22 protein-coding genes and 2 pseudogenes are annotated in these 26,529 nt (G+C 31.2%); 6 read left to right on the forward strand and 18 right to left on the reverse strand.

Annotation, left to right across the window (positions count from 1 at the left end):
- Nucleotides 1–64: 64 nt before the first annotated feature.
- Nucleotides 65–1,045 (reverse strand): phosphatidylinositol diacylglycerol-lyase, encoded by a 981-nt coding sequence (plcA, locus tag AC0ONG_RS17195; protein WP_001244684.1) that lies wholly within the window; start codon nucleotides 1,043–1,045, stop codon nucleotides 65–67.
- A 179-nt stretch (nucleotides 1,046–1,224) separates the two neighbouring features.
- Complete coding sequence (locus tag AC0ONG_RS17200) at nucleotides 1,225–3,066, reverse strand: S8 family peptidase (RefSeq protein WP_136996397.1); 1,842 nt, start codon at nucleotides 3,064–3,066, stop codon at nucleotides 1,225–1,227.
- 294 nt (nucleotides 3,067–3,360) lie between these two features.
- Here AC0ONG_RS17200 and AC0ONG_RS17205 point away from each other — a divergent pair, with 294 nt between their 5' ends.
- The 3 genes from AC0ONG_RS17205 to AC0ONG_RS17215 all read left to right on the forward strand — a co-directional run bounded on the left by AC0ONG_RS17205 (nucleotide 3,361) and on the right by AC0ONG_RS17215 (nucleotide 8,185).
- Nucleotides 3,361–4,158 (forward strand): cell wall hydrolase, encoded by a 798-nt coding sequence (locus AC0ONG_RS17205; RefSeq protein WP_000771008.1) that lies wholly within the window; start codon nucleotides 3,361–3,363, stop codon nucleotides 4,156–4,158.
- 265 nt (nucleotides 4,159–4,423) lie between these two features.
- On the forward strand, nucleotides 4,424–5,761 hold the full coding sequence (locus tag AC0ONG_RS17210; protein ID WP_000272409.1) for an NAD(P)/FAD-dependent oxidoreductase: 1,338 nt from the start codon (nucleotides 4,424–4,426) through the stop codon (nucleotides 5,759–5,761).
- A 504-nt stretch (nucleotides 5,762–6,265) separates the two neighbouring features.
- On the forward strand, nucleotides 6,266–8,185 hold the full coding sequence (locus AC0ONG_RS17215; protein WP_000791036.1) for an LTA synthase family protein: 1,920 nt from the start codon (nucleotides 6,266–6,268) through the stop codon (nucleotides 8,183–8,185).
- A gap of 97 nt (nucleotides 8,186–8,282) precedes the next feature.
- Here the strand turns inward: AC0ONG_RS17215 and AC0ONG_RS17220 are convergent, their stop codons facing one another.
- A complete protein-coding gene (locus AC0ONG_RS17220) occupies nucleotides 8,283–11,066 on the reverse strand; it encodes a dynamin family protein (RefSeq protein ID WP_079245855.1) in 2,784 nt (927 codons plus the stop codon).
- A 504-nt stretch (nucleotides 11,067–11,570) separates the two neighbouring features.
- Between AC0ONG_RS17220 and AC0ONG_RS17225 the strand changes: the two genes are divergently transcribed.
- Nucleotides 11,571–11,756 carry a hypothetical protein gene (locus AC0ONG_RS17225; protein WP_000461138.1) on the forward strand — a complete coding sequence of 62 codons (186 nt, stop codon included), beginning with the start codon at nucleotides 11,571–11,573 and terminating at the stop codon, nucleotides 11,754–11,756.
- A 570-nt stretch (nucleotides 11,757–12,326) separates the two neighbouring features.
- On the opposite strand, the gene AC0ONG_RS17230 is transcribed toward AC0ONG_RS17225, so the two are convergent.
- From AC0ONG_RS17230 to AC0ONG_RS17285, 12 genes and pseudogenes are all read right to left on the reverse strand, one after another.
- Nucleotides 12,327–12,680, reverse strand: a complete 354-nt coding sequence (locus AC0ONG_RS17230) for a hypothetical protein (protein ID WP_228491512.1) — start codon at nucleotides 12,678–12,680, stop codon at nucleotides 12,327–12,329.
- A gap of 1 nt (nucleotide 12,681) precedes the next feature.
- The gene (locus AC0ONG_RS17235; protein WP_228491511.1) at nucleotides 12,682–13,095 is read right to left on the reverse strand and encodes a hypothetical protein; all 414 of its coding nucleotides are present in this window, start codon (nucleotides 13,093–13,095) and stop codon (nucleotides 12,682–12,684) included.
- A 468-nt stretch (nucleotides 13,096–13,563) separates the two neighbouring features.
- Nucleotides 13,564–14,298 carry a Qat anti-phage system TatD family nuclease QatD gene (gene qatD, locus AC0ONG_RS17240; RefSeq protein WP_136996399.1) on the reverse strand — a complete coding sequence of 245 codons (735 nt, stop codon included), beginning with the start codon at nucleotides 14,296–14,298 and terminating at the stop codon, nucleotides 13,564–13,566.
- Nucleotides 14,279–14,626: a hypothetical protein gene (locus tag AC0ONG_RS17245; RefSeq protein WP_098437188.1), complete on the reverse strand. Its 348-nt coding sequence runs from the start codon at nucleotides 14,624–14,626 to the stop codon at nucleotides 14,279–14,281. Before AC0ONG_RS17245 ends, qatD begins: the two co-directional genes overlap by 20 nt.
- Nucleotides 14,565–15,640 (reverse strand): annotated as a pseudogene (locus tag AC0ONG_RS17250) (IS4 family transposase); the annotation flags it as partial. The gene AC0ONG_RS17245 and the pseudogene AC0ONG_RS17250, both read right to left, overlap by 62 nt.
- A gap of 112 nt (nucleotides 15,641–15,752) precedes the next feature.
- Nucleotides 15,753–15,971, reverse strand: a complete 219-nt coding sequence (locus AC0ONG_RS17255) for a hypothetical protein (protein ID WP_000240382.1) — start codon at nucleotides 15,969–15,971, stop codon at nucleotides 15,753–15,755.
- A gap of 413 nt (nucleotides 15,972–16,384) precedes the next feature.
- The gene (locus AC0ONG_RS17260) at nucleotides 16,385–17,119 is read right to left on the reverse strand and encodes a Bax inhibitor-1/YccA family protein (RefSeq protein ID WP_001260635.1); all 735 of its coding nucleotides are present in this window, start codon (nucleotides 17,117–17,119) and stop codon (nucleotides 16,385–16,387) included.
- Between the two features lie 40 nt (nucleotides 17,120–17,159).
- Nucleotides 17,160–17,990 (reverse strand): hypothetical protein, encoded by an 831-nt coding sequence (locus AC0ONG_RS17265; protein ID WP_016077351.1) that lies wholly within the window; start codon nucleotides 17,988–17,990, stop codon nucleotides 17,160–17,162.
- Complete coding sequence (locus tag AC0ONG_RS17270) at nucleotides 17,987–18,685, reverse strand: ABC transporter ATP-binding protein (RefSeq protein WP_000137767.1); 699 nt, start codon at nucleotides 18,683–18,685, stop codon at nucleotides 17,987–17,989. The genes AC0ONG_RS17265 and AC0ONG_RS17270 overlap by 4 nt, the downstream gene beginning before the upstream one ends.
- Complete coding sequence (locus AC0ONG_RS17275; RefSeq protein ID WP_000401819.1) at nucleotides 18,682–19,062, reverse strand: GntR family transcriptional regulator; 381 nt, start codon at nucleotides 19,060–19,062, stop codon at nucleotides 18,682–18,684. Before AC0ONG_RS17275 ends, AC0ONG_RS17270 begins: the two co-directional genes overlap by 4 nt.
- A 715-nt stretch (nucleotides 19,063–19,777) precedes the next feature.
- Entirely contained in the window at nucleotides 19,778–19,912 is a 135-nt protein-coding gene (locus AC0ONG_RS17280) for a hypothetical protein (RefSeq protein WP_255254349.1), read from the reverse strand.
- A 287-nt stretch (nucleotides 19,913–20,199) separates the two neighbouring features.
- A complete protein-coding gene (locus tag AC0ONG_RS17285) occupies nucleotides 20,200–20,706 on the reverse strand; it encodes a DUF3902 family protein (RefSeq protein WP_136997478.1) in 507 nt (168 codons plus the stop codon).
- 269 nt (nucleotides 20,707–20,975) lie between these two features.
- On the opposite strand from AC0ONG_RS17285, the pseudogene AC0ONG_RS17290 reads away from it, so the two are divergent.
- Nucleotides 20,976–21,261, forward strand: a pseudogene (locus AC0ONG_RS17290) (cupin domain-containing protein); the annotation flags it as partial.
- A gap of 252 nt (nucleotides 21,262–21,513) precedes the next feature.
- Here the strand turns inward: AC0ONG_RS17290 and AC0ONG_RS17295 are convergent.
- The 3 genes from AC0ONG_RS17295 to AC0ONG_RS17305 all read right to left on the reverse strand — a co-directional run bounded on the left by AC0ONG_RS17295 (nucleotide 21,514) and on the right by AC0ONG_RS17305 (nucleotide 24,993).
- Nucleotides 21,514–23,409, reverse strand: coding sequence for a M56 family metallopeptidase (locus AC0ONG_RS17295; RefSeq protein ID WP_000570339.1), 1,896 nt, complete (start codon nucleotides 23,407–23,409; stop codon nucleotides 21,514–21,516).
- Complete coding sequence (locus tag AC0ONG_RS17300) at nucleotides 23,409–23,810, reverse strand: BlaI/MecI/CopY family transcriptional regulator (protein WP_000661413.1); 402 nt, start codon at nucleotides 23,808–23,810, stop codon at nucleotides 23,409–23,411. The genes AC0ONG_RS17295 and AC0ONG_RS17300 overlap by 1 nt, the downstream gene beginning before the upstream one ends.
- 667 nt (nucleotides 23,811–24,477) lie before the next feature.
- A complete protein-coding gene (locus AC0ONG_RS17305) occupies nucleotides 24,478–24,993 on the reverse strand; it encodes a hypothetical protein (RefSeq protein ID WP_003281110.1) in 516 nt (171 codons plus the stop codon).
- Between the two features lie 341 nt (nucleotides 24,994–25,334).
- Here AC0ONG_RS17305 and AC0ONG_RS17310 point away from each other — a divergent pair.
- Nucleotides 25,335–26,491, forward strand: a protein-coding gene (locus tag AC0ONG_RS17310) for an IS3 family transposase (protein WP_098829498.1) whose coding sequence is annotated in 2 segments (ribosomal slippage) — nucleotides 25,335–25,587 and nucleotides 25,587–26,491 — 1,158 coding nt in all. Because the reading frame shifts where the segments join, the coding sequence is not laid out codon by codon here.
- Nucleotides 26,492–26,529: the final 38 nt, after the last annotated feature.

Raw genomic sequence — 26,529 nt, forward strand, 5'->3', positions numbered from 1 at the left:
TCTTATGGGAATTCCACAAGACTTTTAATAGAGTTATATTGTTTCTATGAAATTATGATAAAAATTAAAGCGACTTATTAGTTCTTATAACTTCTTGATAGAGAATCGGTGACCACTTATCACTAATATAATCTTGGATAACCCAACCAACTCTTTTTGGATTCTCTTGTTTAATATATGCCGCGATCTCGGGATTTATATAAGACGCATAATAATATGGACTATTCCATGCTGTACCACCCGAAGACAAGCTTGTAAAATTAATATATAGATGATTTAAATCCTCGCTATTGTTCATCGTTTCATTGATTGTATCTTTAATAGATTTTACTTTCTCATCATAACTCACTTTATATTTATCTTGTACTGTTACATTTACATTTTTGTTTACAGTTGTGGTAAACGTCTCATTATCTGGCCAATAAAAATTATTATATCCTCCAGATTCATTACTGCCACTATATCTTTTTAGTAGTACAATTTTCCCACGAGCATCTCCAAGTTTTATATTTCCTTCTGTTTTTAAAAAGATAGGATCAACAAAATAATTTTTTTCAAACGTACTACTAAATGAATCTTCTGCCCCTTTCATATCCTCATACTCTTTTTTTAAAGACATAATAATTGTTTCACTCGGGTTATCTTTTAAAAATTGTTTCGCTTCATTTATGAATTCATGCAGTGTTACGTAAAGATATAATGGCCCATGATGAAGAACTATCGTATTATCATCTGTTAAACGTCCTCTTATATCAAAAATGCGAGCTCCATGGTCCATTTGATAGCGAAAATCATATTCTTGCGTCATTCCCCACACTTGCTTAATCGGATTTTGCAACTTGAACGTCCCACTATCGTGTGTTCCTGGAATTGAAATTCGTGCTAACGGAATATTATCAGGTATAGGTTGCATCCATTTCGACCAATTTTCAAGCTCATTAACAGAGCTAGCTGCAACTACTCTCTTATCATGTAAAGCAAATACAAATGTGATAAATATTGTACTACATATGAATAATTTCAAAATTAACTTCTTATTTCTCATTATTATCACTCTCTTTTTCTGTTTTTATATCAAACTTATTGAATATAATATAAGCTAGTTCATAAAAAATAAATAACATTTCATCAATATGAAATATTGCATAGAAGTAAAGTTAAAAAATCATTCACATATACTAAATTAGAAAAATTTAAAGGAACTTCATCTGAAGTTCCCTTTGCTTATTTTATGTTCAATACATATGAACCATCTTTATTCTCATATTTATAGACGTATAAATAATATTTTCCTGGCTTTGCATTATAAGTTCCTTTAACTACATTTCCTTCATTTTCACCATATGCTACATAGTTATTTAAATCTGATTCATGATGAAGTACCCATGTCATTCCGATATTTTGTTCATTTAGTAGAGAAATATTAATATTTTCCGGCGAGTCAATTTGGAAAGTAAATACATCTACTCTATCACTATTATGTAGCGTTCCTTTCACCGGTGTATGAAAGTTAACTTTATTTGCCTGTCTAGGCTCATTATTTGGTTCATTTTCTGTTACTTGTAATTCATTCCCACCGTTTGGTTTTCTTTGTTCATAGCCTAAGTTTACTAGTATAGACTTCAAATCTGGTAAAACACCAATTTTATCTGCATATGGATCTTTAGATTTTGTTCCTGTGCTCTGGTTGCTTAATATTGCTCTTAGTTCACTAGGTCTATATGGTTGTCCTAAATTTTCTTTAGCAATGCTTTGTACTAAAGTCGCTGTCCCAGCAATAATTGGCGAAGCACTAGATGTTCCGCTAAAGCTTGAAGTATAAAGATTTACAGCACTTCTACTTTGCTCGGCTGTAGTTGTATCTACATTTTCTCCCCATCCGTACACATCAATACGGCTTCCATAATTCGAAAACCACATACGTTCATGAGGGAAAGATGAAGAGCCAGCTCCTACCATAATTGCACCCGAATCTTTAAAATCTTTACTATTACGATTTAAGACTTGCTTACCCTTTCTATCTTTGAACTGATCTAAATCATTCCACCCATTTGCTCCAGCCTCTATAATTACAATTCCCTTATCTGTACCAGCACGAATTGCATCAAAAATATCTGGTTGTACTTCAACAGGTAAATATTTATCACCATATCCATCAAAGGATGCTTGCGCCTCTAACAATAAAACATCCCCAGCTTCTAACTGATTTACAGCGCTTAATATTGCATCAGCCGTATTATACTGTCCGTTATCTCTTATTTGAGAGATAACCTTTGCTTTCGCTTTTGGCGCAATCCCAATATTCCCGACTTCATTGTCCTCAGAGGATACAATTCCTAGTACAGACGTCCCATGACCGACATGCTGATTTATATTTCTTCCAGACATTAATTCAATATTTTGATGTAATAAATCCTCATGATTTAATAGCCATCCGTATTCCATATCAACAAAAGTGATACCATTTCCATTACCGCCTTGAACTCCCCAGGCGAAAGGCGCATTAATACCGTATGGGGCTGCTTCAAGATAACCTTGTTTTTTAAATCTAGGATTTTTATTAGGATTAAGAGCTACACTTGATGATTGCACTTCAGGTGGCATTATTTTCTCTTGTTTCTTCATATACGCATCTTCTATTAAAGAAGATGCCTTTAACTTATCTACTATTTCTTCTTCATACCCACTATTTTGATTTTGAAGAATATAGTAGTTTAATAAACTTGTAGATACATGATTAGGTGCTTTCACTTCAAGGTTTTGTATTTGTTCCGGGCTTACAGATGTGAATAAACGAGTAAATGTTACATCTGGATATTCTGTCAAAAGATCTTTTATTACTTTATCATTCGTTTGAGATTGTATTTGTTTTTCAATACCATCTTCATATGGAAAATCCAAATCTGCTTTAAATTTTACAATGATTTGCTTATCTGTTTCTTGTTCTATCCCTAATTTACTCTGCTGTTCTATAGAATCAGCATGTACACTATTGATAGTACCTCCTGTTCCTAAAAGTGTTGTAATGATTACAGTTGACGCATACATTTTTTGAAATATTTTCATTACATCAATCCTCCTATTAATAATTATTAATCATTATATTAATCTATAATGATTTTATTTCTATAACGTATTCCCTTTCTACTAAATAGATTATAGTAATCAGAAATATGAACTTCAATGTATTTTCATATGCAATATTTCATATTCTGACTCTACACTACACGAATATGAAACTTATAGTGATTATTTATTTTATATGTGCTAATATACTTACATCAATATATTACGCATATACACATTCTGAACTACATTACTTAATAGTTTCACCTTAATTTTTTCTTAGGAGGATTTACAATGAAATTACTAAAAATAAAACATATAATCCCTTTATCCGCGGCTGCAATTACATTCGTATGTAGTCAAAGTACAGCTGAAGCTTCTACCATTCATACAGTAAAAAAGAACGATACACTTTGGGGCATTAGTAAACAATACGGAGTTTCAATACAATCCATTAAACAGGCTAATAATAAAGGAAACGATAAAACCTTTATTGGCGAACAGTTACATATTCCAGGGTCCGTGAAATCAAATGAAATCACTGTTCCTCAAAACGCCAAGCCTGCGAGCATTTCTGGACAAATTATTTATCAAGTACAACCGGGGGATTCATTAGAAACGATAGCAAAGCGTTACAATGTCACCGTCCAATCTATAAAACAAATTAACAATACAGTCGGAAACAAGCTTTATACAGGACAACATTTAAAAATTAACTCAAGCATTTCACAAAAAGAAAAAGACTTAATGGCACGCTTAGTTACTGCTGAAGCAGGTGGCGAATCCTATAAAGGAAAAGTAGCAGTAGCAAAAGTTATACTAAATCGTGTAAATGCAAAAGGTTTTCCAAATACAATAACAGGTGTTATTTATGAACCTATTAAATACGGATATGCATTTACTCCTGTTACAGATGGCAGAATTAATCAGCCTGCAAGTGCAGAAGCAAAAATGGCTGTAGAAGAGGCTATCTCCACAAATGGAGTACATTCTGACTGGATTTATTTCTACAATCCAAAAACATCAACAGACAAGTGGATTACGACACGTCAAACAGTAGCAGTAATTGGTAACCATGTGTTTGCTAAATAAGATTTAAAATCATTAACAGACCTCTTCACTTAAAAGGTCTGTTTTTTTCTATGTAAGATGTTATTAATCATATGACATAGTGATTTTTCAAACTATTTCTTCTTTCAAATAAAAATTTTTGTATTTACTCCACCACTCGGAGAAGTTAATACAGCATCAAGTTCAAAAACTCCCACTTTATTAATAAAAGCTATTTCTTAACTTCATAAAATTGTTATACACTAGAAAAATAAAAAACAAACTATTCGTTAGCAGGTGAAAGAATATGTATGATGTTACAATTATCGGCGCTGGAGTAAGTAGCATTTTTATGGCTTATTCACTAGCTAAAAGTAACAAAAAAGTTTTAATTCTTGATAAAGGTAAAGCGCTAGAAGATCGCCATTGTCCTTTAGACGAAGGAAAAGTGTGTAATTGTACTACATGTGATAAATATTTCGGGTTTGGTGGTTTAGGAAGATCTGAAGGGAAATTTAATTATACAAACGGATTTGGCGGAGAACTTGAGCAAAAAGTCGGTAAAGAGGGCTTTATACAGCTCATGGCTGAAGTAGATGAAATTCTATGTCAGTTTGGTGGAAGTTCTGTCTCAAAATATTGTACTGAAAATTCAAGTCTCACTAAAAGAGCTGAAGCGTGTGGTTTACAAATGCTAACAACAGAAGTAAGACATCTTGGTACTCCCCTTTCCAATAACATTTTTCAGCAGCTCTATGAATTTTTACTGACGAAAATAAAGATCAAATTTCAAATAGATGTACAACATATTCTGAAACAGGAAGATTATTTTACAATAGAGACAAATCAAGGAACAGTTCAAACTAAGCAACTAGTATTTGCAACTGGGCGTTCAGGGGCCGATTGGTTAAAAGAAATATGCAGTTCTCTAAGTATTTCTCAGGAGCAAACACGTGTAGATTTAGGAATTAGAGTAGAAATGAAAGAACATCAATTACGTTCTATATTAAAAGATACTTTTGAAACAAAACTTTCTTATCAAGGTGAGCATTTCACAGCAACTACTTACTGTATGAATCCAAAAGGACGCATCATTCGAAAGTACGAAGAAGGTTTAGTTATGCCTGACGGTCAAAATTTTCGAGAGCAAGGAACTGGCACTTCTAATTTAAACTTCACTTTATTTATTCCTCGCTATTTTCCAACTCTCAAAGAAGCAAATGTATACGCAAGTTCAATTATTAAAGGCATTAACCAAGGACGAGATCGGATTGTTATACAGCGCTTAGAGGACTTATTAAAGAAACAACCTACGGCGAAAAACAGCATGGAACATAATCGTATACAACCTACACTACAGGGGGATTATGGAGATTTGAATCAAGAAGTTCCTCAATTATATATTGAAGGGCTGAAAGAATTTTTATTACGTTTAGAACAATTTATACAAGAGCCTATTGATCAACATACTTTACTATATGGAATTGACGGAAAGTTCTATGCTCCTACGATAAAAATCAATAACTCTTTTGAAACAAGTGTGCATGGACTATTTTTAGTTGGAGATTGTTCCGGCGTCACTCATTCCTTATCTCAAGCTGCTGCAAGTGGTCTGTATGTTGGAAAGTACTTATCTGACATTTAATTTCTATCATTAAGATGTCAGTCAAATATTTTCAATTCCAAAACACTTTTACTTATATATAGTAAAAGTGTTTTAATAATCCCTCCTATCCTTCCCGGCTAATGATTAACTGGCAAAGAAACGGAATTTTACAAAATACATATGTAACATAACTGTATATTTAAAACGATTGACATTCAATTCTAATAAATTGAATGTCAACAGTTTTAAAAGTCTCTATCCATTTTCACTTTCATTTGTTCGATATTTTGTAACATCATCATAGTGTTTAATATGGTAGGATGTCTATAAGTCAATTTCACTACAACTATGACTTGTTCTGCCCGTTTCTCAAAAAGAGTTATATTTATGCTACTACGCTTTAAAAATCCCCATTGTATGTATATGAATACTTCAAATTATTCCCTTTAGAAAACATAATCTAAATGGTTCATTAAACTCTAATAGTTATAAAAACATAATATATAACTTCAATTAAATAAATTGTATAAAGAAGGTGTAAAAATGAAGAATAAAATAAATTTACAAATGCAAAATATAAGTTTTGTTATAATAATGGCTTTAGCAGTATGGTTAAAAACATATCTTATTACGCGATTCAGTTTTGATTTAAAAATTGAGTCTTCAACGCAAGAGCTTATTTTGTTTATTAGCCCTCTAGCCGCATCATTAGCATTTGTTGGATTAGCATTATTTGCAACTGGTGAAAAGCGAAATTATATAGCGCTATGTATTAATTTCTTATTAACGATCGTGCTTGTTGGAAATGTAATGTTCTATGATTTTTATAGTGATTTCGTTACATTACCAGTACTTGGACAAACCTCAAACTTTGGCCAATTAGGCGGCAGTATTATAGAGATATTAAACTACAAAATTATACTCGCATTCGTAGACATTGTTTTCTTCTTTATTTTATTAAAAAAGAAATCATTGGTCTTTAAAACAGAACGTGTAACTCATTCTACACGCTTGTTATACTTTCTTTTAACGATTGGTGTATTCTTTGCGAATCTACAGCTTGCAGAAAAAGAGCGCCCTGAATTATTAACGAGATCATTCGACCGGGTAATGCTTGTCAAAAATTTAGGCTTATATACTCACCAAGTATATGACTTAACACTGCAAGTAAAAGCTGGGTCACAAAAAGCACTTGCTGATAGTAGTAAATTACAAGAAACTGAAAACTACGTAAAAGCAAACCAAAGCGAGCCAAACCCTAATATGTTTGGTGCAGCGAAAGGAAAAAACGTAATTGTCGTCACTCTTGAATCCTTGCAGACCTTCTTAATAGGCGCATCAGTCAATGGGCAAGAAGTTACACCATTCCTAAATGAATTCATAAATGAAAGTTATTACTTTGATAACTTTTTCCATCAAACTGGTCAAGGGAAAACATCCGATTCTGAATTTCTAATCGATACGTCGTTGTATCCATTAAATCGAGGGGCTGTATTCTTCACACACGGTAACAATGATTATACTGCGACTCCAGAAATTTTACGTCAGCAAGGTTATTTCACTTCTGTATTCCATGCGAATAACGCAACATTTTGGAATCGTAATATTATGTACTCCGCTCTTGGTTATGATCGTTACTATAATGAGCTTGATTACAAAATTACGCCAGAAACAAATTTAAATTGGGGATTAAAAGATATCGAATACTTTGATCAATCAGTAGATATATTAAAAACTGTTGATCAACCATTCTATGCTCGTTTCCTTACTTTAACAAACCATTATCCATTCACGTATGATGAAGATACAAAATTCATTGAACCATACAACTCTGGTAATGGCGTATTCGATCGTTACATCGTAACTGCACGTTACTTAGACGAATCAATTAAAAAATTTATTGAGCGTTTAAAGGCCGAGGGAATGTATGATGATTCTATTATTGTGTTATACGGTGATCATTATGGCATTTCCGAAAAACATAATCGTGCAATGGCACAGTTTTTAGACAAAGATCAAATAACAGAATTTGATACTTTAAATTTACAACGTACACCTTTATATATTCATATTCCTGGACAAACAGAAGGTCAAACTATTTCAAAGCCTACGGGACAAATCGATATGAAACCTACTATTCTAAATTTATTAGGTGTTGGTTCTACGAATGATATCCGTTTTGGCCATGATATGTTTTCAGATGAATATACTGGCTTTGTTGTTTTACGCGATGGTAGCTTCGTTACAGATAAGTATGCATACAAAAACAACACTTTCTACGACCGTATAACAGGGGAAATTGTAGATTTACCAAAAAAAGAAGCTCAAGCCCTCATTAAACGTGCACAAAATGAATTACGAATGTCTGACAAAATTATTGAAGGCGATTTATTACGCTTCTCAGAAAGTAATAAAATTAAAACTGGCGAAGTACAAACTAAAATTAAAGAAACAGAAAAATAATCTATATATGAAAAAGGAGCAACTTATTACAATTGCTCCTTTTTACTTTCTTATAACACATCAGATTTTTCATATAAAAAATCTGATGTGTTTACTTTTATTCTACGCTTGTTTCTAAAGCTACATCCGTATAGGTATTATCATCACCTATATTTAAAATTACTTCACATTGACGCAATCTCAATTCAAAGAGCATGATAGAATCATGATAGATTTCAGGATTTGATTTCATCTTATGTAATATCTCTTGTTTTTCTTGTATTTCTAAATGCGTGTTTTCTACAGCTTGCTTTAAGGAGTTAAATGGATTCCTAAAGAATATATTAATATCTCGCTCTTGTGTGTTTTCAAACAGCTCAAATTGCAAGAAAAATTTCTTCATAATAGAAGCCGTTACTTCAGTATAATCTTCATTTTCTACATACTGTTTGTATTTGTTATATAGCATAGATTTATTTTTAGGAAGAACTCCAAATAATTTACCGGCACTTTTCAACAAAAATTGTGCTGGCGTAAATCGACGTAAAATATTTACTTCATCCATTTGTATTCTAGTCGTCATCCTGTCAGTATCTCTGCGCCAGTCATCAAGCACTTTAAAATCACATTCTAACTGTATTCTATTTTCTCCAAATAGTGAATTAAGCCCTTCACTAAGTTCTTCTAAATACGTTTGACTTTGAAGAAGCTCATTATTAGAAGTTGCAATCCAATTTTGCATAGAAAGAGCGAGATTAGGTAATACAGTTTGTTCTAAATATTTATGCACTTTTTCATTCATTGCTTTATTTAGTTCCGTATCCATGTGCCCGAAATCACTTTCTTCACTAATTAAATTAGAACAGCTCTTTAATATCTTCGGAATATTTTCAGTAAGATCATTTGTAATTTCAGTCTTCATTGAACGATATGATTGTGTAATGAAATGAATTTTTTCCCTCTCAAATGCAGTAAGGTTATTAATGCTACCGTTTAGTTTCACTAGCATATCTTCATTCCAATTAATAGCATCTACTAGATTATTTTCTTTCTCAACACGTTTATCCAAAAGATATGTAATTGTTTTTCGAATGAAAAATAATAACTTTTCAGTACGTTCTGCATCGATATTTTTATGATTAAAGTTAAAATGAATAAACTCAGTTAAATCATTTAATTGTTTACTACTTGTATATAACGAGGAATAAGGGAAAATTCTCGCATGCGGGAAATATGTGTTTATTCTCGTTGCCGTATCATGTAATACCCTTTTCACTTCTGCTTCACTGTAAATGTTATCGATTTTATTTAATAAGAAATGAATTTGTAAATTTGGCGTATGTTCTTGAATACTTAATAGAATGTCACGTTCTTTGTCAGTAAAAGGTGAATCCGCATTCAATACGAACAGTAATTCGTCTACAGAATTTAAATATTCGAATATCTCATCTCTAGTGTCGTTATTCCTATTAAAGCCAGGTGTCACTACAAATGTAAGTTTATTTTCATTTAAAAATCTGCATGGTAATTTAAATTCAACACACGCTCTATCTCTATATGTTTGATGGTGCTGAGACATCATATTATGGTAATCAGAGACATCTTCCGTTGTTGTAATTGCTGAGTCTGTTATAGCGTTTATTTCTATATGAGCATCATTTTTTAAAACTACTACATTTGAAATTGATTTTTCTAATATGTTTTCTCCTAATATAGAGTTAATAAATGTAGTTTTTCCATTTCCTGAAGTTCCCGTTACTAAAATACGATTTGTTCTTAAATCTGCGAGTTCGTCAACTAACCATTTAAATCGGTGACCTATTTCTATATTGTGCTTTTGTGCCCACTCTGTAATAGATTCAAAAAGGTGTAAGCTGTACTCTAAGCCATTTACATGATTAATAGAATGTGACAGTAAGTTTTCCGCATGCTCTATATTTGCTGAATCTATTTTGGAAGGGAAAATCTCATCCCATGCCAATACAGCTGCAGATGGAAATACAGCATAAGATGGATTAACTACTTTTAACCAATTTGCTAACAGATTGGGTATGATATCGTTTAATTGTCTAAGCGTATATTGACCTTGAATTAATGCAAAGTAAGTTTCTTCGTAAAAAGCAGAAACTTTGTTCCATATATCGGACGAATGTATTTCAATATGTAAGAAAAATTCATTTATTGTATTAAGCCATAATAAATAATTTTGTTCATCTTTATAACTGTTCCAAAGTGATGAAACCATTTGCGTAAACTGTACTTGATCTACATTATTTAATGTAGCTAATGCATTATAAAAATAATCTGGTGAAATATGTTTAGTAAACCCTTTATCAATATATCCTTTTAATACCTCAAACCACGGATACGATTCTATTCGAATTAACTCATTCACAGCAAGCTCTACTGCACTATCAAAATCTTGCTGTTCCTCATAAAAGGAACGGGCAATTTTTGTGACATTCGGATAATCAGGATTTAAAGAAACTGCTTCTTTAATAACACCGAAAGCTGAGTCAAAATTATTTTGCTCAATGTAAAGAGAAAGTAATTGTAGTCTAATTTCAATCATCAATATTTTATTATCAGTAGTAATAGAAGTATAAATATTTTCAGCATATGATAATTGATTAAGTTCGAAATAAGCATCCGCAATATTTTTTTGTGCCCATGGTGCTAATTCATTACTAACCTTCTCCCATTTAAAAATAGCTGCTTCAAAATCTTGATGACGATAATAAAATTCACCTTGTGCAAAACGAATATAAGACCCATCAGAAATCTCATTTTTTTCATCGTTTACATAAGCTTGTCCAAGTACGTCAAGAGTTGGTTTTGTTTCATTCTCCATTAGGAATGTTTCATAATACATCTTTTTTATTAATTGTTTTTCTAATCTCATCTTTTCCCCCACTATATCTTGAAAATACATTTTTAAGATATACCAATACTTTTTGTATGTATGCTTTTTATCTTAACAAAGAATATCTTTTGGAAAATTTCATTTTCCTTTCATTTTTCAAGTTAGATTGAATTTTTATGAGAAAAGTTTCAGTTTTTTTTCAATTCCCTTTCAGTTATGAAACAGCATTAAATGTTCCTAATAACCTAATAACACTATAATATTCCACATTATATTATCAAGAAAATCTCATATAAACCATATTATAAAAACAATCTATATTGAATTTATATGCATTATTCACTGCGCTGTCAAACAAAAAAATAACAATAGGAGCCAACGGCTATTCATACCATTTCTTTCTCAAATTATTTTCCTTTAAAAGGCTTCAGTGGTTATGTAATTAAATTCCATTAACCTATATAAATAACTAGTCCAAAAAAAATCTATATGCATATCATGTTATAGTAAAGAATTTAGGAAATCCTAAAAGGAGGCATTTTCATGTTTGAAGATAAATCTAAAATAAATTACCCATATGAATTTACTGAAACCACAACAGTTCCTCTAAAGAACCCCATTGATAAAAAATTCAAGAACGGCACAGGTACACATAACTTTCCAATTAAGAAACACTACAAAGAGCAAGTTCTATACACTGAAAAAATTAATAATAATAAAAATAAATAATCGTATAGATCCTTATGACAATTAACCAAATAAGAATCAATATTAGACCATGCATAGTTATGTCTTTAATAATGTAAAAATCTTCATTATACTATTCATGCACCTTTTAAAAAGTGCTGTATACAGCGCTTTTTTATACATAGATAAATATAAGCTAACGCAGCCAAGAAATAAACTGCAAAATTACTTCACCATATTCTCGTTTAACAATTAAATCTACATATTAAAAGGGAGCAACAGTAAATGTTGCCCCCTTTTGAAATATAATTTATTCACTGTGCAAGAGGAAAAATTAGTTAGACTGAAAATTATTGTATCAATTAGATTTTCGTTTCCAGTCTAACTAATTTTTACTTTACATTAATTACCTTTTTATTTTCATATTAAACTAAATTTCTTCTATCCTAATTGGGTCAATACAATTCGAGTTATAAATTATGAATTCTTATACTATATTAAAAACTTAATTAAAGAAGCCTTATTCCCTCTCATTGTTCTATATAACAATTCTCCAGCATTCTACACTCGAAAACATTCAATTTCTAAACTCTATTTGCAAAATCAACTTTTCTATTCATCCTTATATTTTCGAATAAGAACAACTCCCAAAATACCTAACAATGTTATTATTAAACAATAAATATTTTCGAAAAATAAAAGTGGAGTAGATAAAACTGCTACTATGCCAAAATAAATTCTAGTTTTTGTATCATCCTGTTTGCTGAACAAAGAGTTGATAAAAATGGAGAGAAAAGATATAAAAAATATAAATGAGTACATGCGCATAGCTCCCCAAAAAGGAGTCTTACCTGAAGCATAAAATGTTAATAGGACACAAGAACAAAAAATAACAATACTTGCAGCTATAATCGGTAACACAATGTCCTTCATTCTTCTAGAAAACCTTTCAACATCTTGAGCCATACTATATTATTTTATTATATATATTCGTCTGATTCATTATTGTATCTAATAAATTTGTTACAAAATCATCTAATTTATCTACAAAATCAACTTTATCTATATCCTCTAAAATATTTTTTATTTCTTTATATTTATTACGATTTAAATATTCATTAATTTTAAAGATAGACTCTAATAAATCTTTCATCTCTATTTCTTGTCTTCTATATAACTTTATAGATAATTTCACGCTTGATAATTTTTCTTTCATTTCTATTTGTTTTAATGATAAAGTTTCTCTTTCTTTACTGTAAATATCTTTAAACTCTTTAATTAACCAAGCTGCAATAAAAAACACAATAAACAAAATAAACGCTTCTAACGAATTATTTTCTAAACCTAAAAAATTAGAAATTTGTTTTAATATTTCATTCACTTTATTCACCTAACTTTTTATTTTAGCGTTAATTCTATTTTCATTTCATTAATCGCTCTCTCCTCATGTCTAATAATTGCTTCAGTAATAGGTATAATTAATGTTTGACGTCAATTTACGAAAAGTAATAATCCTTTTTACAAAATTGAATGTACCCAATAAAAAGAATCCTTAATTAATAAAATTCTCTATATTTACATTTTAAATAAAGCAAGAAATATATATTATTTCTTGCTAAAAAACTGGAATTATCCGTCCTATATGATCAAACTATTAACAAGAGTATTTAATAATTTAATATACAATCGAAGAATTAGCAGATAATTTGTATTACCATACAGCAAAACCACACTTCTAACAAATTTAATTTGAGTTTTTTACTATACATTACGTATTTATTACATAATTTTTATAAAACATATTTTCAATACAAAAATTAAACTAATCTCTATAAAATTTCCTTCGTGTCTAGTTTAATAACTCCTTAAAATTGTTTTTTAGTAATTCATATACTTTCTCTACATCATAATTTTTAATATGGGATAGCTCTTGTACAATTTCATCTATAAATTGTACTTTATAATCTTTATTTATTCCCCTAGTAAAAGGTCCGTCACTTTCAATTAATATTCGCTCCTCTGGTAACCGGCTAATTATTTCTCTACCATTTTTACTTCTCACCATCTCTTGATTAATTGAAAAATAGTAACCGTATTGAATAGCTCTTTGTAATTGTTTCAAACCACCAGTAAACCAATGCAAAATAATTTTCCCGTTAAAATTCACTCCTATTATATCTATAATCGTCTCGGCAGCGTTTCTAGAGTGAATCGTTAATATCTTCCCACCTATTTTATTACAAATCTTAACCGTCTCTGTAAACACTTGAATTTGTAATTCTTTTGAATTTAGATTGTTCTTACTGAAATCTAATCCTATCTCCCCTATGTATCTACTTTTTTTTATTGTTTCATAAAAAAGCGGAATTTGCTCTGAAGATTGTTGAATTAGCTCTGGATGAAACCCTACTGCAAAGCGTATATACTTACTTTTGGGAAATGTTTTCATCGCTCTTTCATATAAAATAGGTAGGTTAGTAACTGCAATCGTGTATGATTTAAAGTTATTTATATACTCTATAATTTCATAAGTATTTTTATATAAATCTAAATGCAAATGTGTATCATGATAAAACTTCTTCATTATACTCCTCCAATAAAGAGCTAAGTTCTTCCATACCTCTATTATAAACACCTATAAATTGTTCTATATTTGTTTCAATAGGTCCTGAATTTTGTATTTTCAAGAATACATACTTTTTATTGTGTTTTTTAATGCCTATATTGTAAGAATTAAGATTAGTTTTTGCCGTAGGACCACTGGTAAAGTCTCTATCTCTATATCTGCTCCCATCCTCAATTTCTGCCTTTACTATTGATGCTCTCCGTATAACACAAGGTAAACAATATCCACAATGATTTCCACGTTTTAAATAAAATCTCGATTTGCCAACGTAAAGAATACCAATCATGCACTTGTCCCATAGGTACAATATCTGTAGGCGTATTTGTCATATATACATTGATACCGCTAAGTCGTTTACTACGAGCAGAATACTTCATTCCTTTCTTTTTTCTCTTACAGTTTGATCGTGTAACCTTTTTTGTTATTGTTCTTTTGTTAGTCGATGAACAATCACACGAGTTGGGACTTTATCAGTCATTCCTACATAAGCGTTGGATATTTCGCATGTTTGTCCTAGCTGAAGTGAGTTCATTAAAACCTCCATATCTATCTGGATATACTCTGTACCTTTCTTAATTCTGCCATCTTGAAAATAATCAGGTTTAGGATTTTTTTGATAAATACGTGTATTCGATTTGATACGTGAGATATAGTAAGCCTTTTTATCTTGTATATGTTGAAGATCTTTCAAATGAAAATAGCCTAAATCTCGGATACATAAATCATTCGTTGTTACAGTTGGGACACACAGGGAACCGTAGGTTCGATCATGTTGTTTACCTGGACCTGTATGAATATGAAGGAATTGTCCACTTAATAAATCATACTCAAGCTGAATCTTTACTCCTGCTGTATGGCTGCATCCTCCTGCGCCCGGATAAACGAATGAAAAGGGATCTAGGAGTTGAAATGCAGTTGAATCTAAAATACGGATACGCTTGAAAACAGAAGTATATGGAGACGAAATCTGTATAGATGAGGTCAATTTTCGGCTTAGTAGTTCAGCTAGTATGTGTTGTAAAAATTGAACGGCTGCTTTATTAAATCGTTGGTTCAGTCCCTCGGGACTGATGAGTACTTCTGTCGAGGCTTCTAAACAGCTAGATAACTGAGTTAAAGACGTCGTAGCGATATTTTGGTTCATCCATACACATAAAGCGACTAAATCTTTTGCTTGGTACTTACTGGTTCGTTGTACGAAACCAACATCTCTAGCAAGATTCCGTAAGGTATTTGGAGATAAAAAACGTTGAATCTCTTGAGCAAATAGTTGTAATTCATCAGACACAGAAACAGACATAAAAAACGCCATCCTTTCCTATGATTCTACAGAAAGAATATCGTATTTTTTCTTTTTATGGATACATTTTTTAGCTCGATGGCGATGTAGTGTTACCTTAAATATAATTATTTTATTTGAAGGTCTCTTTTAAATTTTTATCAAATCTTTTCATAGGTTGATATACAAGGACGTGCAGTGATAAACCTATCACTGCAGTAATGTTTAAAATAATACTTATAATCATTAAAGACCCTTCTATAACTGGAGAAAAGTATCCGTTCGTGCTTAATGTAGAAGAACTTATACCTAGTATTAAAATCACTATTAGTAAAGGTAAGTTTTTAACCAATTTGAATCCCCCTTTAAATATAGTATCTTTATATTATAATATCACACTTAATTATGTAATTAATATAAGATAATTATCTATGAGAATTTAACATATTTTCTCTTTTTGGGGGTGACCTACTTCTTTAGCTTGATAGCGATGGGGTAGCACCAACAAAACGCGAATTTCGTACGCTAAGCAATTTTTTACGTAGAAAAAGCTGCTTTCCTGTAAGCTAAGGGGGAAAAGTTTTTTACTATTAATTTATGTGTAATGGTCGAAAGAAGATTATAGAAAAGAGCGGCTGAAAGGTTATAGGTATGAGTTGAAGTTGTTGTAAAGCATCTTCATACATTCTCCACTGACTAACGTGACCTAATTGATACTACGAAATACAAAAACATCCTGCATGTTTGAACCATGCAGGATGTTTTCTAGTCTTTGTTTTTCATGATGTAAGAAACCAGACGAAGGATCTCTAGGTATAACCATACTAATGTCATCATAAGTCCTACTGCGCTGTACCATTCCATATACTTTGGTGCTCCACTATGAGTACCATGTTCAATTGAATCAAAATCTAGTAATAAATCGAATGCAGCAACAACAATTACAATTGCACTTATGATAATACTAATTGTCCCACCTTGATGAATATATGGAACAGTCACCCCTAAGATGCTCAATAAGAAAACAATAAAATACATAATAAAAATTCCAAGTGTTGCAACCGTTACAACCGCACGAAACTTTTTAGTTACTTTTACTATTCGAGTTGCGTATAACACTAACATGGAAAATAAAATCGAAATTGTTAGTAATACGGCAGTTAAAGCGATAGAATCACCAAAGCGCATTGTATAATATGCTGAAATACTTCCTAATAAAACCCCTTGTAATATTACGTAAATCGGTGCGCAAATTGGGGATATGCACGGAATGAATATAACCACACAAGCGACAATTAGAGTAACTATTATAATTCCAATTAACACGGGTATTTTCATTGTCCCTTGTGTCATCTGTACGTAGGAATAGACAGACGCTCCAAGAAGTAAGATAAGCAAAATGAATGTTTTTCCTATCGTTCCACCTATTGTCATCGTAGAAGCACTTGCCTTCTCTTCATGGAATTTGTCTTTTTTTAACATTGGATTAGATGTTCTCATGCTTTCCTCCCAAAATATCTTTTACTTATAAAGTGATTTTTTATATCTCTAATTTCTTATTGATAATGCGACCTGTAATCGCTACGAGTACAATTATTAACAAGCAAGTAAAACATAGACCCAAAATAGTGAAATCTTCAATAGGGTAAAATGATGTATCAAAAAAATCATTCTTATCCATGAACCCAGAACTTTTAATAGTAACTGCATATTTCTCTAATTTACTTAACACATTCATTACTATTGTTTGTATTGTTGAAAAGATAGCAACGAAAATGATGAATAAAATTATTTTACTCATCCATGACTTCACTGGAAACAGCCTTATAATGGCTATGATAAAATAACAAGAAATAAGGATACTCATGAAATCGATTCCCCATAAAAGAAAAGCAAATATGTGGTGGAAGATTCCGTAACTATACAACTTGTGATATTCTTGTCGAAATTCTCCGGTTACTTCCCCACCATAAAGACTCGGATTATAATCAATTACTTTTCCATCATAAAGACTTTGTGAAAAATAATATGAAAAAATTAAGCCTATACCTAATAAAATAATAAACATTAATGTAAAAAATAATAAATTCGTATATATATATTTTCGGGTTGGGAAGGCTGTATAACGAATCATAGAATTTTTTAATATTTTATTGAAAGAAGGCAGCGCTATTAGAAGAAGTAAAAATGCAGCTATACCAATTATTATTAGGTATATGAGTAATACTAAATCCTTTATAAACGGAGGTAGTACCCTTGAGAGTCCTATCGTACTAAATAAAAGGAGTAAAGAAATGATAATAAAACCAGAATAAAAGACTGCTATTTTTTTTCTATTGCACTTATATAAATAGAGAAAAAGTGGGTTCATTGCTCAAATACCTCCCTAAACAACTCATGTACTGCTTTCCCGTGATGAAAACGAATTTCCTCTACGTTTTCATGTAATATAATAGTTCCGTCTTTTAAAAAGATTACTTCATCAAATATATTTTCGATTTCTTCTATTAAATGAGTTGAAATGAGAATGGTACAATCTTCTCGGTAAAATTTAAGAATTAAATCTAGTACATGTTTTCTAGAAACAAGATCAATTCCACCCAATGGCTCATCTAATATATATAACTTTGCCTTCCTGGAGAAAGTTAAGATAAGTTGTAATTTTTCCACTTCACCTTTTGATAAAGCAACTATATGCTCTTCTAATGGCATTTTAAACTCAGCTATTAAGTCCATTGCTTGATGAAAATCAAAATCACTATAAAAATCCCGATAGAAAACTACAGCATCTTTTATCGTCATCCACTCGTCAAAAACAGGACTATCAGGCATAAATGAAACAGTTTTCTTTGTTTCTATTCCTACCTTCTGACCTTCAATTGTGACAGTTCCTTTAGAAGGATAACGCAAACCAGCAATCATTTTTAATAATGTCGTTTTTCCGCTACCATTATCACCAACAAGACCAATAATTTTCCCTTCAGAAATTGTTACACTTAAACCTTGAAGCACTGTTTTTAAGTTATATCTTTTCCACAGATTTTCAACTTTTAATAACTCTGTCATTCGTTTTCCTTCCTTTTCTTTTCTAATGAAGAATGGAGGATTGGAAGAATTTCTTCTTTCGTAAATCCTAAATTGTCCATTCCATTTATAAAATTATCAAGCAACTCTGTTGCCATTTCTTTGCGTAGTTCAGTAATCTTTTCTCCTTCACTCGTTACAAATCTCCCTGTTCCTCTTCGTGTCACAGCAATACCTTCTCGTTCTAGCTCTTGAAATGTGCGTTGAATCGTATTGGGATTCACTTGTAATTCACTGGCTAGTTCACGTACAGCTGGGATTTTATCACCCGGTGCTAAACGACCTGTTACAATTTCCTCTTTTATGTATTCCATTACCTGAATATAAATCGGGATATTAGGAGAAAAATCAATTTCCATTTCTTCCCTCCTCAGTATTAGTGTACTAGATGAATAATACACTAATACTGATTGTGTGTAAATGGTAATTTTTCCAAACTATATATAATAAATAAAGGATGATATCTGAAAGAAATACGGCCAAAAACCAGTTCTTAAACTCATTACTAAAAACAAAATCCCATAACAAACATTAAATGTCGTTTATGGAAATTTGTTAACGTACGGTAAAACCCAGGTTTTTAACTTAGAAATTCCTTAGCATACGAAGTTCGCGTTTAGTTGGCGCGACCTCATTATTAACTCGTCTATTAATTTAAATGTAGCTCTGTTAATCTCGAAATACACTTTCAACTTACCAACTCTGAATTTTATTTTCATCTGCCTCACTCTCTTTTTTGATTTGATAAATCATTTTAGTTAATCGGACACGTGAATATAATTCTTAAGCTGTTCGACTGGTTTTTATGTAAAAGTAGCAATTGTTCATAATAACCAAAATAACAGTGTTTTGAATGTATCCTTTTTTGGATATTTATTCGAAATATGAAGAAATGTTATAAACACAGTGATTGAAAGAAAGTAAACTTTTGGGTAAAAGTTTACTTTCTTTTTATTGTATTATTATTGGCTAAGTAGTTTAGAGTTTCTTGTCCTATGTTCAAAAAGTTTAGACTTTCATGTCCCGTTATTGAGACATGAAAGTACCTAAAAAATTTATGATAATGGTTATTTATCAACGATTGTTCATGAGATTGTAGTTTAGATTTTCATGTCTTTCTACAGTTGTAGAAAGACATGAAAATGGATATTTTTTAGACACGAAAGTAGATACTTCTTGAATATCTTTCGTTACTAATATAAATTCCAAATGAATTTTCACTTCACATTTAATTAGGTTTTGCTGAAATGCAAAAAAAGAGAGCAAAACTCTCTTTTCATTTAATCAATATTATTTTTAAAAATTTAAATAATAAAAAATAGCCAGTTAAAAGAGCGTGTTGTTATATATTTAGCTAAACACACTCTTACCAATATTTAAACCCTATATTAATTTCTTATTCCATTCATTTAACTTATTCATCCTTTTTTTATATTCGGTTATAAGCTTCAAATTCATAACCTCTTTATTTTAATCCTTTTATAATTTGTGAGTTGCTACCATCCTGCACTTGCATTCATAGCAGATCCCATAAAATTAATAAATAATGGCCATAATAACGGCCATAACGTAAGAAGCATATTTAGAATTATAAGTATACTATATACCCCAGGGAAATTATGATTTTTACTATTTACCAATACTAAAATCGATAATAATATTATGGGTATTAAATATAAAAATATCATTATAAACCAATACCATGTCATTAAAGTAAGACTCAATGGTCCTAATATCTCGTGCACAACTCCGAATGATATTCCTAATGCTCCAAAACTAAAGGTTGTAATTATTGTTTTTAGAAGCACTTTAGTCAATTTTGAGTCGTACGTTTTTCTGCTATATAGATCTATCACAATATACAACGATAGATATGCCATTAATACACCTATCCAAATCAATAGCCAGTCTGCATCTAACATAAAGATGTCAAACAGCGCCCAACACACCCCTACTATTGAAAAAACAAGGGAAATAATTATATATTTTAAAACTGGTTTCATGTTCATTTCACGTCCTTTAAAAACTTAAGAATACATTATTAGCTTGTATTCTTCTTTTTCTATCGCTTTACTATAGTCTGTTGTATATTCAATAACAGTAATCCCTTTACTTCTAAGTAGATTTTTTTCCACGTTTTCGCATCAGTTGACAGCTTGAAAATTAATCTTAATTTATTTTAATTAAATATACATTAACATTATATTAAGTATAAGTAAATAAAATTAATTTTAATTTAATATACTCCACTCATTTAATGGAGATTATTTATATGAACAATATTAATGTTGTTCAAAAAATTATGGCATTTCGAAAAGGTGCAGGATTAACTAGTAAACATTTAGCTGAAATAGCTGATACAACGCCTTCCATGTTAAGTAAGATTGAGCAATGGATCACTGGAATTGGCTTTAATCAATCTGCTACCTCAAACCGCTTCATCTATGGAGCCTGTGGCACATAAAGGTGAAGAAATAGCATTTATTATAAAAGGGCACGTAAAACTATATCTAAATGATGAGGTTTTACTTCTCAATCCAGGTGATAGTGTTAAAATACATCACCATTTGCTAGTATTCTTCCATTACTTCTTTTTGAACCATACTCCCTCCTGTTCTCCATACAATATACCTACCTAGATTCAATTTATGTTTTAAATTGTTATTTTTTATCCACCTCAATCAAGCTAGCAAAACTAAATATCATTTTACTTTTTTATTATATAGACTATACTAATTTCTCTTCCCACTTATAAGTTTCGTTTAAGCTAAAAAATATAGCCTCAAGAACGGGATCCTGAGACTCTATTTTTATTTTAGAAAGGACAGCATAACTTTCTCTGTTTCTTCTTTACTTAAATCACCTGCAAGAATTATGACTTGATAAGCGCTATTCTTTCCTTTTGCAGGAACAATCATTTGCATGAATTTATAGTGTTCCTCTGTATCGAGACTTTCTTTTAAGCTTATTTTTGCACCTTCTAATTCATAATTTGTTACCTTTTCATTATACTCCGTTACTTTGTTCGACAAATTTTCTCCCTGATCAGTATCTGCAGTTTGGTACACAAAATACACATTATCTTCATTTTGATATTGAGAAACAATAGTGGGATTCATTTTTTCAGTAGTCATCGGTGTTTGAACATCTTGTCCAGTTAATTTATACCCTTTTACCACATAACTTGGGGTCTTAATTGGAAAATCAAGATATTTCTGTGCTTCCTTTTTAGTTAATCTAAAATGCGAATAAATTTTATCTCTAAATGGTCCAATTTCTTCACTGTTTTTCTCATATTTTTTTTCCTCTTCTGGGTCTAACTTTTCTTTTCTACCTAAAGTAGATGCCACTGTTTCTAAATCAATAAATCGTTCAAATTCTTCTTTCGTAAACAGATTTCGTGCCACCCCAAGTTCTGTAAGTAAAGTATTATAATCTCCCTCTGAAATAAAAAATTCTGCATTTGCCTGTTCTTTTGTACCAATCATTTTTTCTACAATTTGCTGTATAGGAATATCGGTTTGTGTTTTTAATTCTTTCATATTATTTTTCACTTCTAATTGTTGTTTCTCAGGGTTAGTCGGCTGATCAGCACGGGCGTTTAATAAGGATACAGATGATACTGCAATCACTGCCACAGCCCCTATCGCAGACCAACGATATGATTTTTTTTGGAATTTTTTAATCATTAGAATTCTCCTTTTTAACGCTCTCTTGTTTTTACTAAAATTTGCTATACTTGGTACTTGATAATAACTTGAGTAGTGTTCCAATAGACTAATAATAGTATGTCCATACGCAATTTGTTCCTCTGAATCTATACATGTAAGAGCTAATGCATCGCATGCTAGTTCTTGATCTTCCCGCATACATGAGTAGGCATACCATAGAATGGGATTAAACCAATTTAAAATGAGTAAGCCATGCATAAGCCAGTTCACACCAACATCTCTTCGCTTGATGTGAGCTAATTCATGATAAAAAATATATCGTAACTGTTGTTCATCTAATATCTCCATATGTACAGTTGACAATAACAACTTGGGACGAATAAATCGGAACACTGTTGGACTGGAAACCTTTCCAGATACAAATAGAGGGATATTCCGTTGAATAGACATAGATTGCTTACACTTTTCAAAAATCTGGACAATCTTCTCGTCTGTAATAATAGGTTGTTTTTTTATGTAAAGTAATAAACGCCTGTTCATTATAAAAGTAGCAACGCTTAGAAGGATAACGCCAGTAAGCCAAATGTACATAAAGATTGTATAGAATGAAATCGTCTTATCATCCTGCTTTTCATTCATGCCTGTTTGTGTCTTGTTTGCCTGAGCAGTTTTTGTTGAACTTGAGGTATAAGTATCTTCTTTTGTGAGGACCTTTGTATCGTCTATATCTTTTAATTCTTGCATACGTTCTTTTGTAAGAAAATTAGCTACAGGGTTTTGGCTAGAAATAAATGCATCATTATTCTTGTAAGTAAGTACAGAGTAGATACTATAAGAACTATCTGGCGACCAAGGTAATACAAGTCTTAGAATTAATATGATCCATAGCATATATTGCCAACGTGGAGTTAACTTATTTCTAAACAAGACCTTGATACACAAGATTAGGCCCACTAATATACTAGCCATAATGGAAGTCTCAATCATCCAATCAAAAAAAGCAGGTAGATAGATATTTATAAATTTTTCTATCACTATAATCTATCCTTCCTCTGATTTTCCTCAGTTTTCTCATCCAGAATACGTTTAAGTTCGTTAATATCTTCTGAAGACAGCTTTTCTTCTTTTAAGAAATTTACAAGTAAAGGTTTAAATGCTGCACCATAGAAACGTTTAAGTAAAGATTTCGTTTCTACTTGTAAATAACTATCTTGCGATACCAAAGGATAATAAGAGTACAAACGCCCTTTATCTTGATGATAAGCCACTGCTTCTTTGTGAACTAATCGATTAATCAGTGTTCGAATCGTTTTCGGTTTCCAATCCATTTTTACCTCCAACGCTTCAATGACTTCATTTGCCGTTTGTGGAGAGTTTAACCACAATACTTTCATTATTTCTAATTCAGCTTCCGAAATTTTAGGTAATTCTTTCATTAGTTTAAATTACACCCTCCTTTGATTACGTTTGTAATCCACAATTGAATATTACACTTGTAATCTCTTGTTGTCAAGCTTGTTTGGTGTTTGTGGAATCCTTTCCTATACCTATCAAGATAAGAATGGGAAAAATTAAAAGAAGTTTAAACTCTCATGTCCTGCTAATGAGATAAGAAAGTAAATCCTTCATGAATATTTTTGTTACTAATATAGAACTGGATTTCAACTTCACATCTATTTAGTATTTGCTATTTTTACAAAGTACCCACTTTGGTGTCTCTTTTTAAAGAAGTACCCATTTTCTTGTCTCCATATGCAGACAAGAAAATGGGTACTACATGAGATGTATCTGTAGATAATTCAGCATTATACACTATAAAATCAGTTCCTGCTTTCATGTCTTTGTACAATAAGGACATGAAACTCTAAACTATTTAGACAAGAAAGTCTAAACTTTCATTTTTGGTACTTGATTGGGCCAAGAAAATCCAAACTAAAATTTTACAGATTTACAGAACTAAATACATTTAATCTTGTGTGAACGTATAGGTTTAAATACTACGTTACTTTTATTTATAAAGAAAAGGCATCATAAGATGCCTATCTATTCTGTAACAAATTTAATTAATATTTTTATTCCATAAGAAAAAATTATCTATTATTATTAAAGTGGCCCACCTTCAAAACCAATAGGCCATCCATCGTCTTTAAATTTTACTTTATATTGAAACTCAAAGTGACCATCATAAATAAAAGCTAAACTAAACCCAGAAAATATATAATCGTCAAAATTAACCATCTTTCCAAAACATATTGTGGATAGATAGTAGTTCTTCATTTCTTGATTAGGGAAGAATTTCTGTAAATATTTTAATGCACAGCTTATATGTAGATGGAGTTCATTCAATGTTTTTTCCGCCATTTCGATGATCTCCACATCGGGATTTTCATTATTCCCTTGAATATTAATATCCACATCTTCCCATTCCCCGATATTAATACTATAAAACCACCGTTTTTGCATGAGATACTTCTCATTTTCGTATACAGGGGGATTCACTAGGTTTAATTTTTTTACTTCATCTTTAGTTAACGGTTTATCAAGAATAAGCTTTTTATGCAAAATTTCTTTGATATTAGAGACAATATATTTAGATTTGTTTAATTCTAAAGAGTCCATTTTCCACCTCATAAATTATAAAATAAAGTACATTCCCCCTTAAGTATATCATCATCCTTATTCAACTATCCTGCACCGTTAGTTCAATAAGAATTAAACAACTATATTATTTTTCAAAGGACTTTATTAGAAATACATCTACTGTTCTATTAACAATTAAATTAAAACAAAAATTAATGTGATTTTTGTATTTAATGATCTGAAGAATTTTTAGAACATCTATTCAATAAAAAAACCATTGTACTTTATAAAAGTGAAGTGAACCCGAATAGTGGTACATGAAAAAAACACCTCCTGAATTCGCATACTAAGTATGCAAATTCATTGGAGGTGTTTTTCGTTTGAAGACAAGAGTTCATTACCCAGAAGAAACAAAGTGGAAAGTCATTAAAATGAAGAAAGACGGTTATTCAAATCGTGCAATTATGGAGAAACTCGGAATTAAAAATGTTTCCCAAATTAAGACATGGATGAAATGGTATCGTACAGATCAAACGTATCGCTTTCAACAACCTGTAGGAAAACAATATTCTTATGGAAAAGGACCAAAAGAGCTCAGTGAATTAGAACAGCTACGTTTAGAAAATAAACATCTAAAAACAAAATTACTTGTATGGGGAAAGTATCTGGAAATCGAAAGGGGCTGAAACCAGAAACTGTAGTTACTTTATGGAGAAATGTACAAACAAAAATAACGGTAAAAGACTTGTGTAACGTATTAGAATTACCCCGTTCTACATTTTATCGTTGGTTACAACGCACGGAAGATCTGAAAGATGATATAGAAAAAAAAGTAAAGGACGTCTGTCTTAGGCATAAATTCCGGTATGGATATCGAAGAGTGACCGCTACTCTTCGAAAAATGGGACTGTGTGTCAATTATAAAAAAGTATTACGAATCATGAGACAAAATCATATTCTTTCAAAAGTGCGTCGAAAGAAAAAGAAATATATCAATGGTGCGGAACCAATGGTAGCCCCTCATCGATTGGAGCGCCAATTCGATGCATCCAAACCAAATGAAAAGTGGTTTACGGATGTGACGTATCTCTTATTTGGAGAGCGTACCTTGTATTTATCAACGATCATGGATGCCTTTAATCGTGAAATTATTAGTTGTTTCATCAGCGAATCACAAACACTGACATTAGCGATGAAAACATTGAAACAAGCAATGAGAGGGCGAAAAGTAAAAGATGTCCTTCTTCACTCGGATCAAGGAAGCATTTATACAGCAAAAAAATTTCAAGCGTATGCCAAAGAAAACGGCATGATCACCAGCATGTCCCGGAGAGGAAATTGCCATGATAATGCCGTCATGGAAAGCTTCTTTGGTCATTTAAAAAGTGAAGCTTTCTATTCACAAAAGATAACAAAAGTATCCAACACAACTGTGCGAAAGATTGTGCTAGAATACATTCATTACTACAATTGTGTGCGAATTCAAGAAAAATTAAACCACCTATCCCCTAAAGAATTTAGGGAACAAGTGGTTTAGGTTTTTTGATTGGTGTCCCGTTTTCGGGGTTCACTTCA

It is taken from the genome of Bacillus sp. TCT6 (assembly GCF_056033845.1).

Bases quoted from the DNA above. Each gene is read 5' to 3' on its own strand.
- plcA (WP_001244684.1), bottom strand. From the start codon at position 1,045: ATGAGAAATAAGAAGTTAATTTTGAAATTATTCATATGTAGTACAATA.
- AC0ONG_RS17200 (WP_136996397.1), bottom strand. From the start codon at position 3,066: ATGAAAATATTTCAAAAAATGTATGCGTCAACTGTAATCATTACAACA.
- AC0ONG_RS17205 (WP_000771008.1), top strand. From the start codon at position 3,361: ATGAAATTACTAAAAATAAAACATATAATCCCTTTATCCGCGGCTGCA.
- AC0ONG_RS17210 (WP_000272409.1), top strand. From the start codon at position 4,424: ATGTATGATGTTACAATTATCGGCGCTGGAGTAAGTAGCATTTTTATG.
- AC0ONG_RS17215 (WP_000791036.1), top strand. From the start codon at position 6,266: ATGAAGAATAAAATAAATTTACAAATGCAAAATATAAGTTTTGTTATA.
- AC0ONG_RS17220 (WP_079245855.1), bottom strand. From the start codon at position 11,066: ATGAGATTAGAAAAACAATTAATAAAAAAGATGTATTATGAAACATTC.
- AC0ONG_RS17225 (WP_000461138.1), top strand. From the start codon at position 11,571: ATGTTTGAAGATAAATCTAAAATAAATTACCCATATGAATTTACTGAA.
- AC0ONG_RS17230 (WP_228491512.1), bottom strand. From the start codon at position 12,680: ATGGCTCAAGATGTTGAAAGGTTTTCTAGAAGAATGAAGGACATTGTG.
- qatD (WP_136996399.1), bottom strand. From the start codon at position 14,298: ATGAAGAAGTTTTATCATGATACACATTTGCATTTAGATTTATATAAA.
- AC0ONG_RS17245 (WP_098437188.1), bottom strand. From the start codon at position 14,626: ATGATTGGTATTCTTTACGTTGGCAAATCGAGATTTTATTTAAAACGT.
- AC0ONG_RS17260 (WP_001260635.1), bottom strand. From the start codon at position 17,119: ATGAGAACATCTAATCCAATGTTAAAAAAAGACAAATTCCATGAAGAG.
- AC0ONG_RS17265 (WP_016077351.1), bottom strand. From the start codon at position 17,990: ATGAACCCACTTTTTCTCTATTTATATAAGTGCAATAGAAAAAAAATA.
- AC0ONG_RS17270 (WP_000137767.1), bottom strand. From the start codon at position 18,685: ATGACAGAGTTATTAAAAGTTGAAAATCTGTGGAAAAGATATAACTTA.
- AC0ONG_RS17275 (WP_000401819.1), bottom strand. From the start codon at position 19,062: ATGGAAATTGATTTTTCTCCTAATATCCCGATTTATATTCAGGTAATG.
- AC0ONG_RS17285 (WP_136997478.1), bottom strand. From the start codon at position 20,706: ATGAAACCAGTTTTAAAATATATAATTATTTCCCTTGTTTTTTCAATA.
- AC0ONG_RS17300 (WP_000661413.1), bottom strand. From the start codon at position 23,810: ATGAAAGAATTACCTAAAATTTCGGAAGCTGAATTAGAAATAATGAAA.
- AC0ONG_RS17305 (WP_003281110.1), bottom strand. From the start codon at position 24,993: ATGGACTCTTTAGAATTAAACAAATCTAAATATATTGTCTCTAATATC.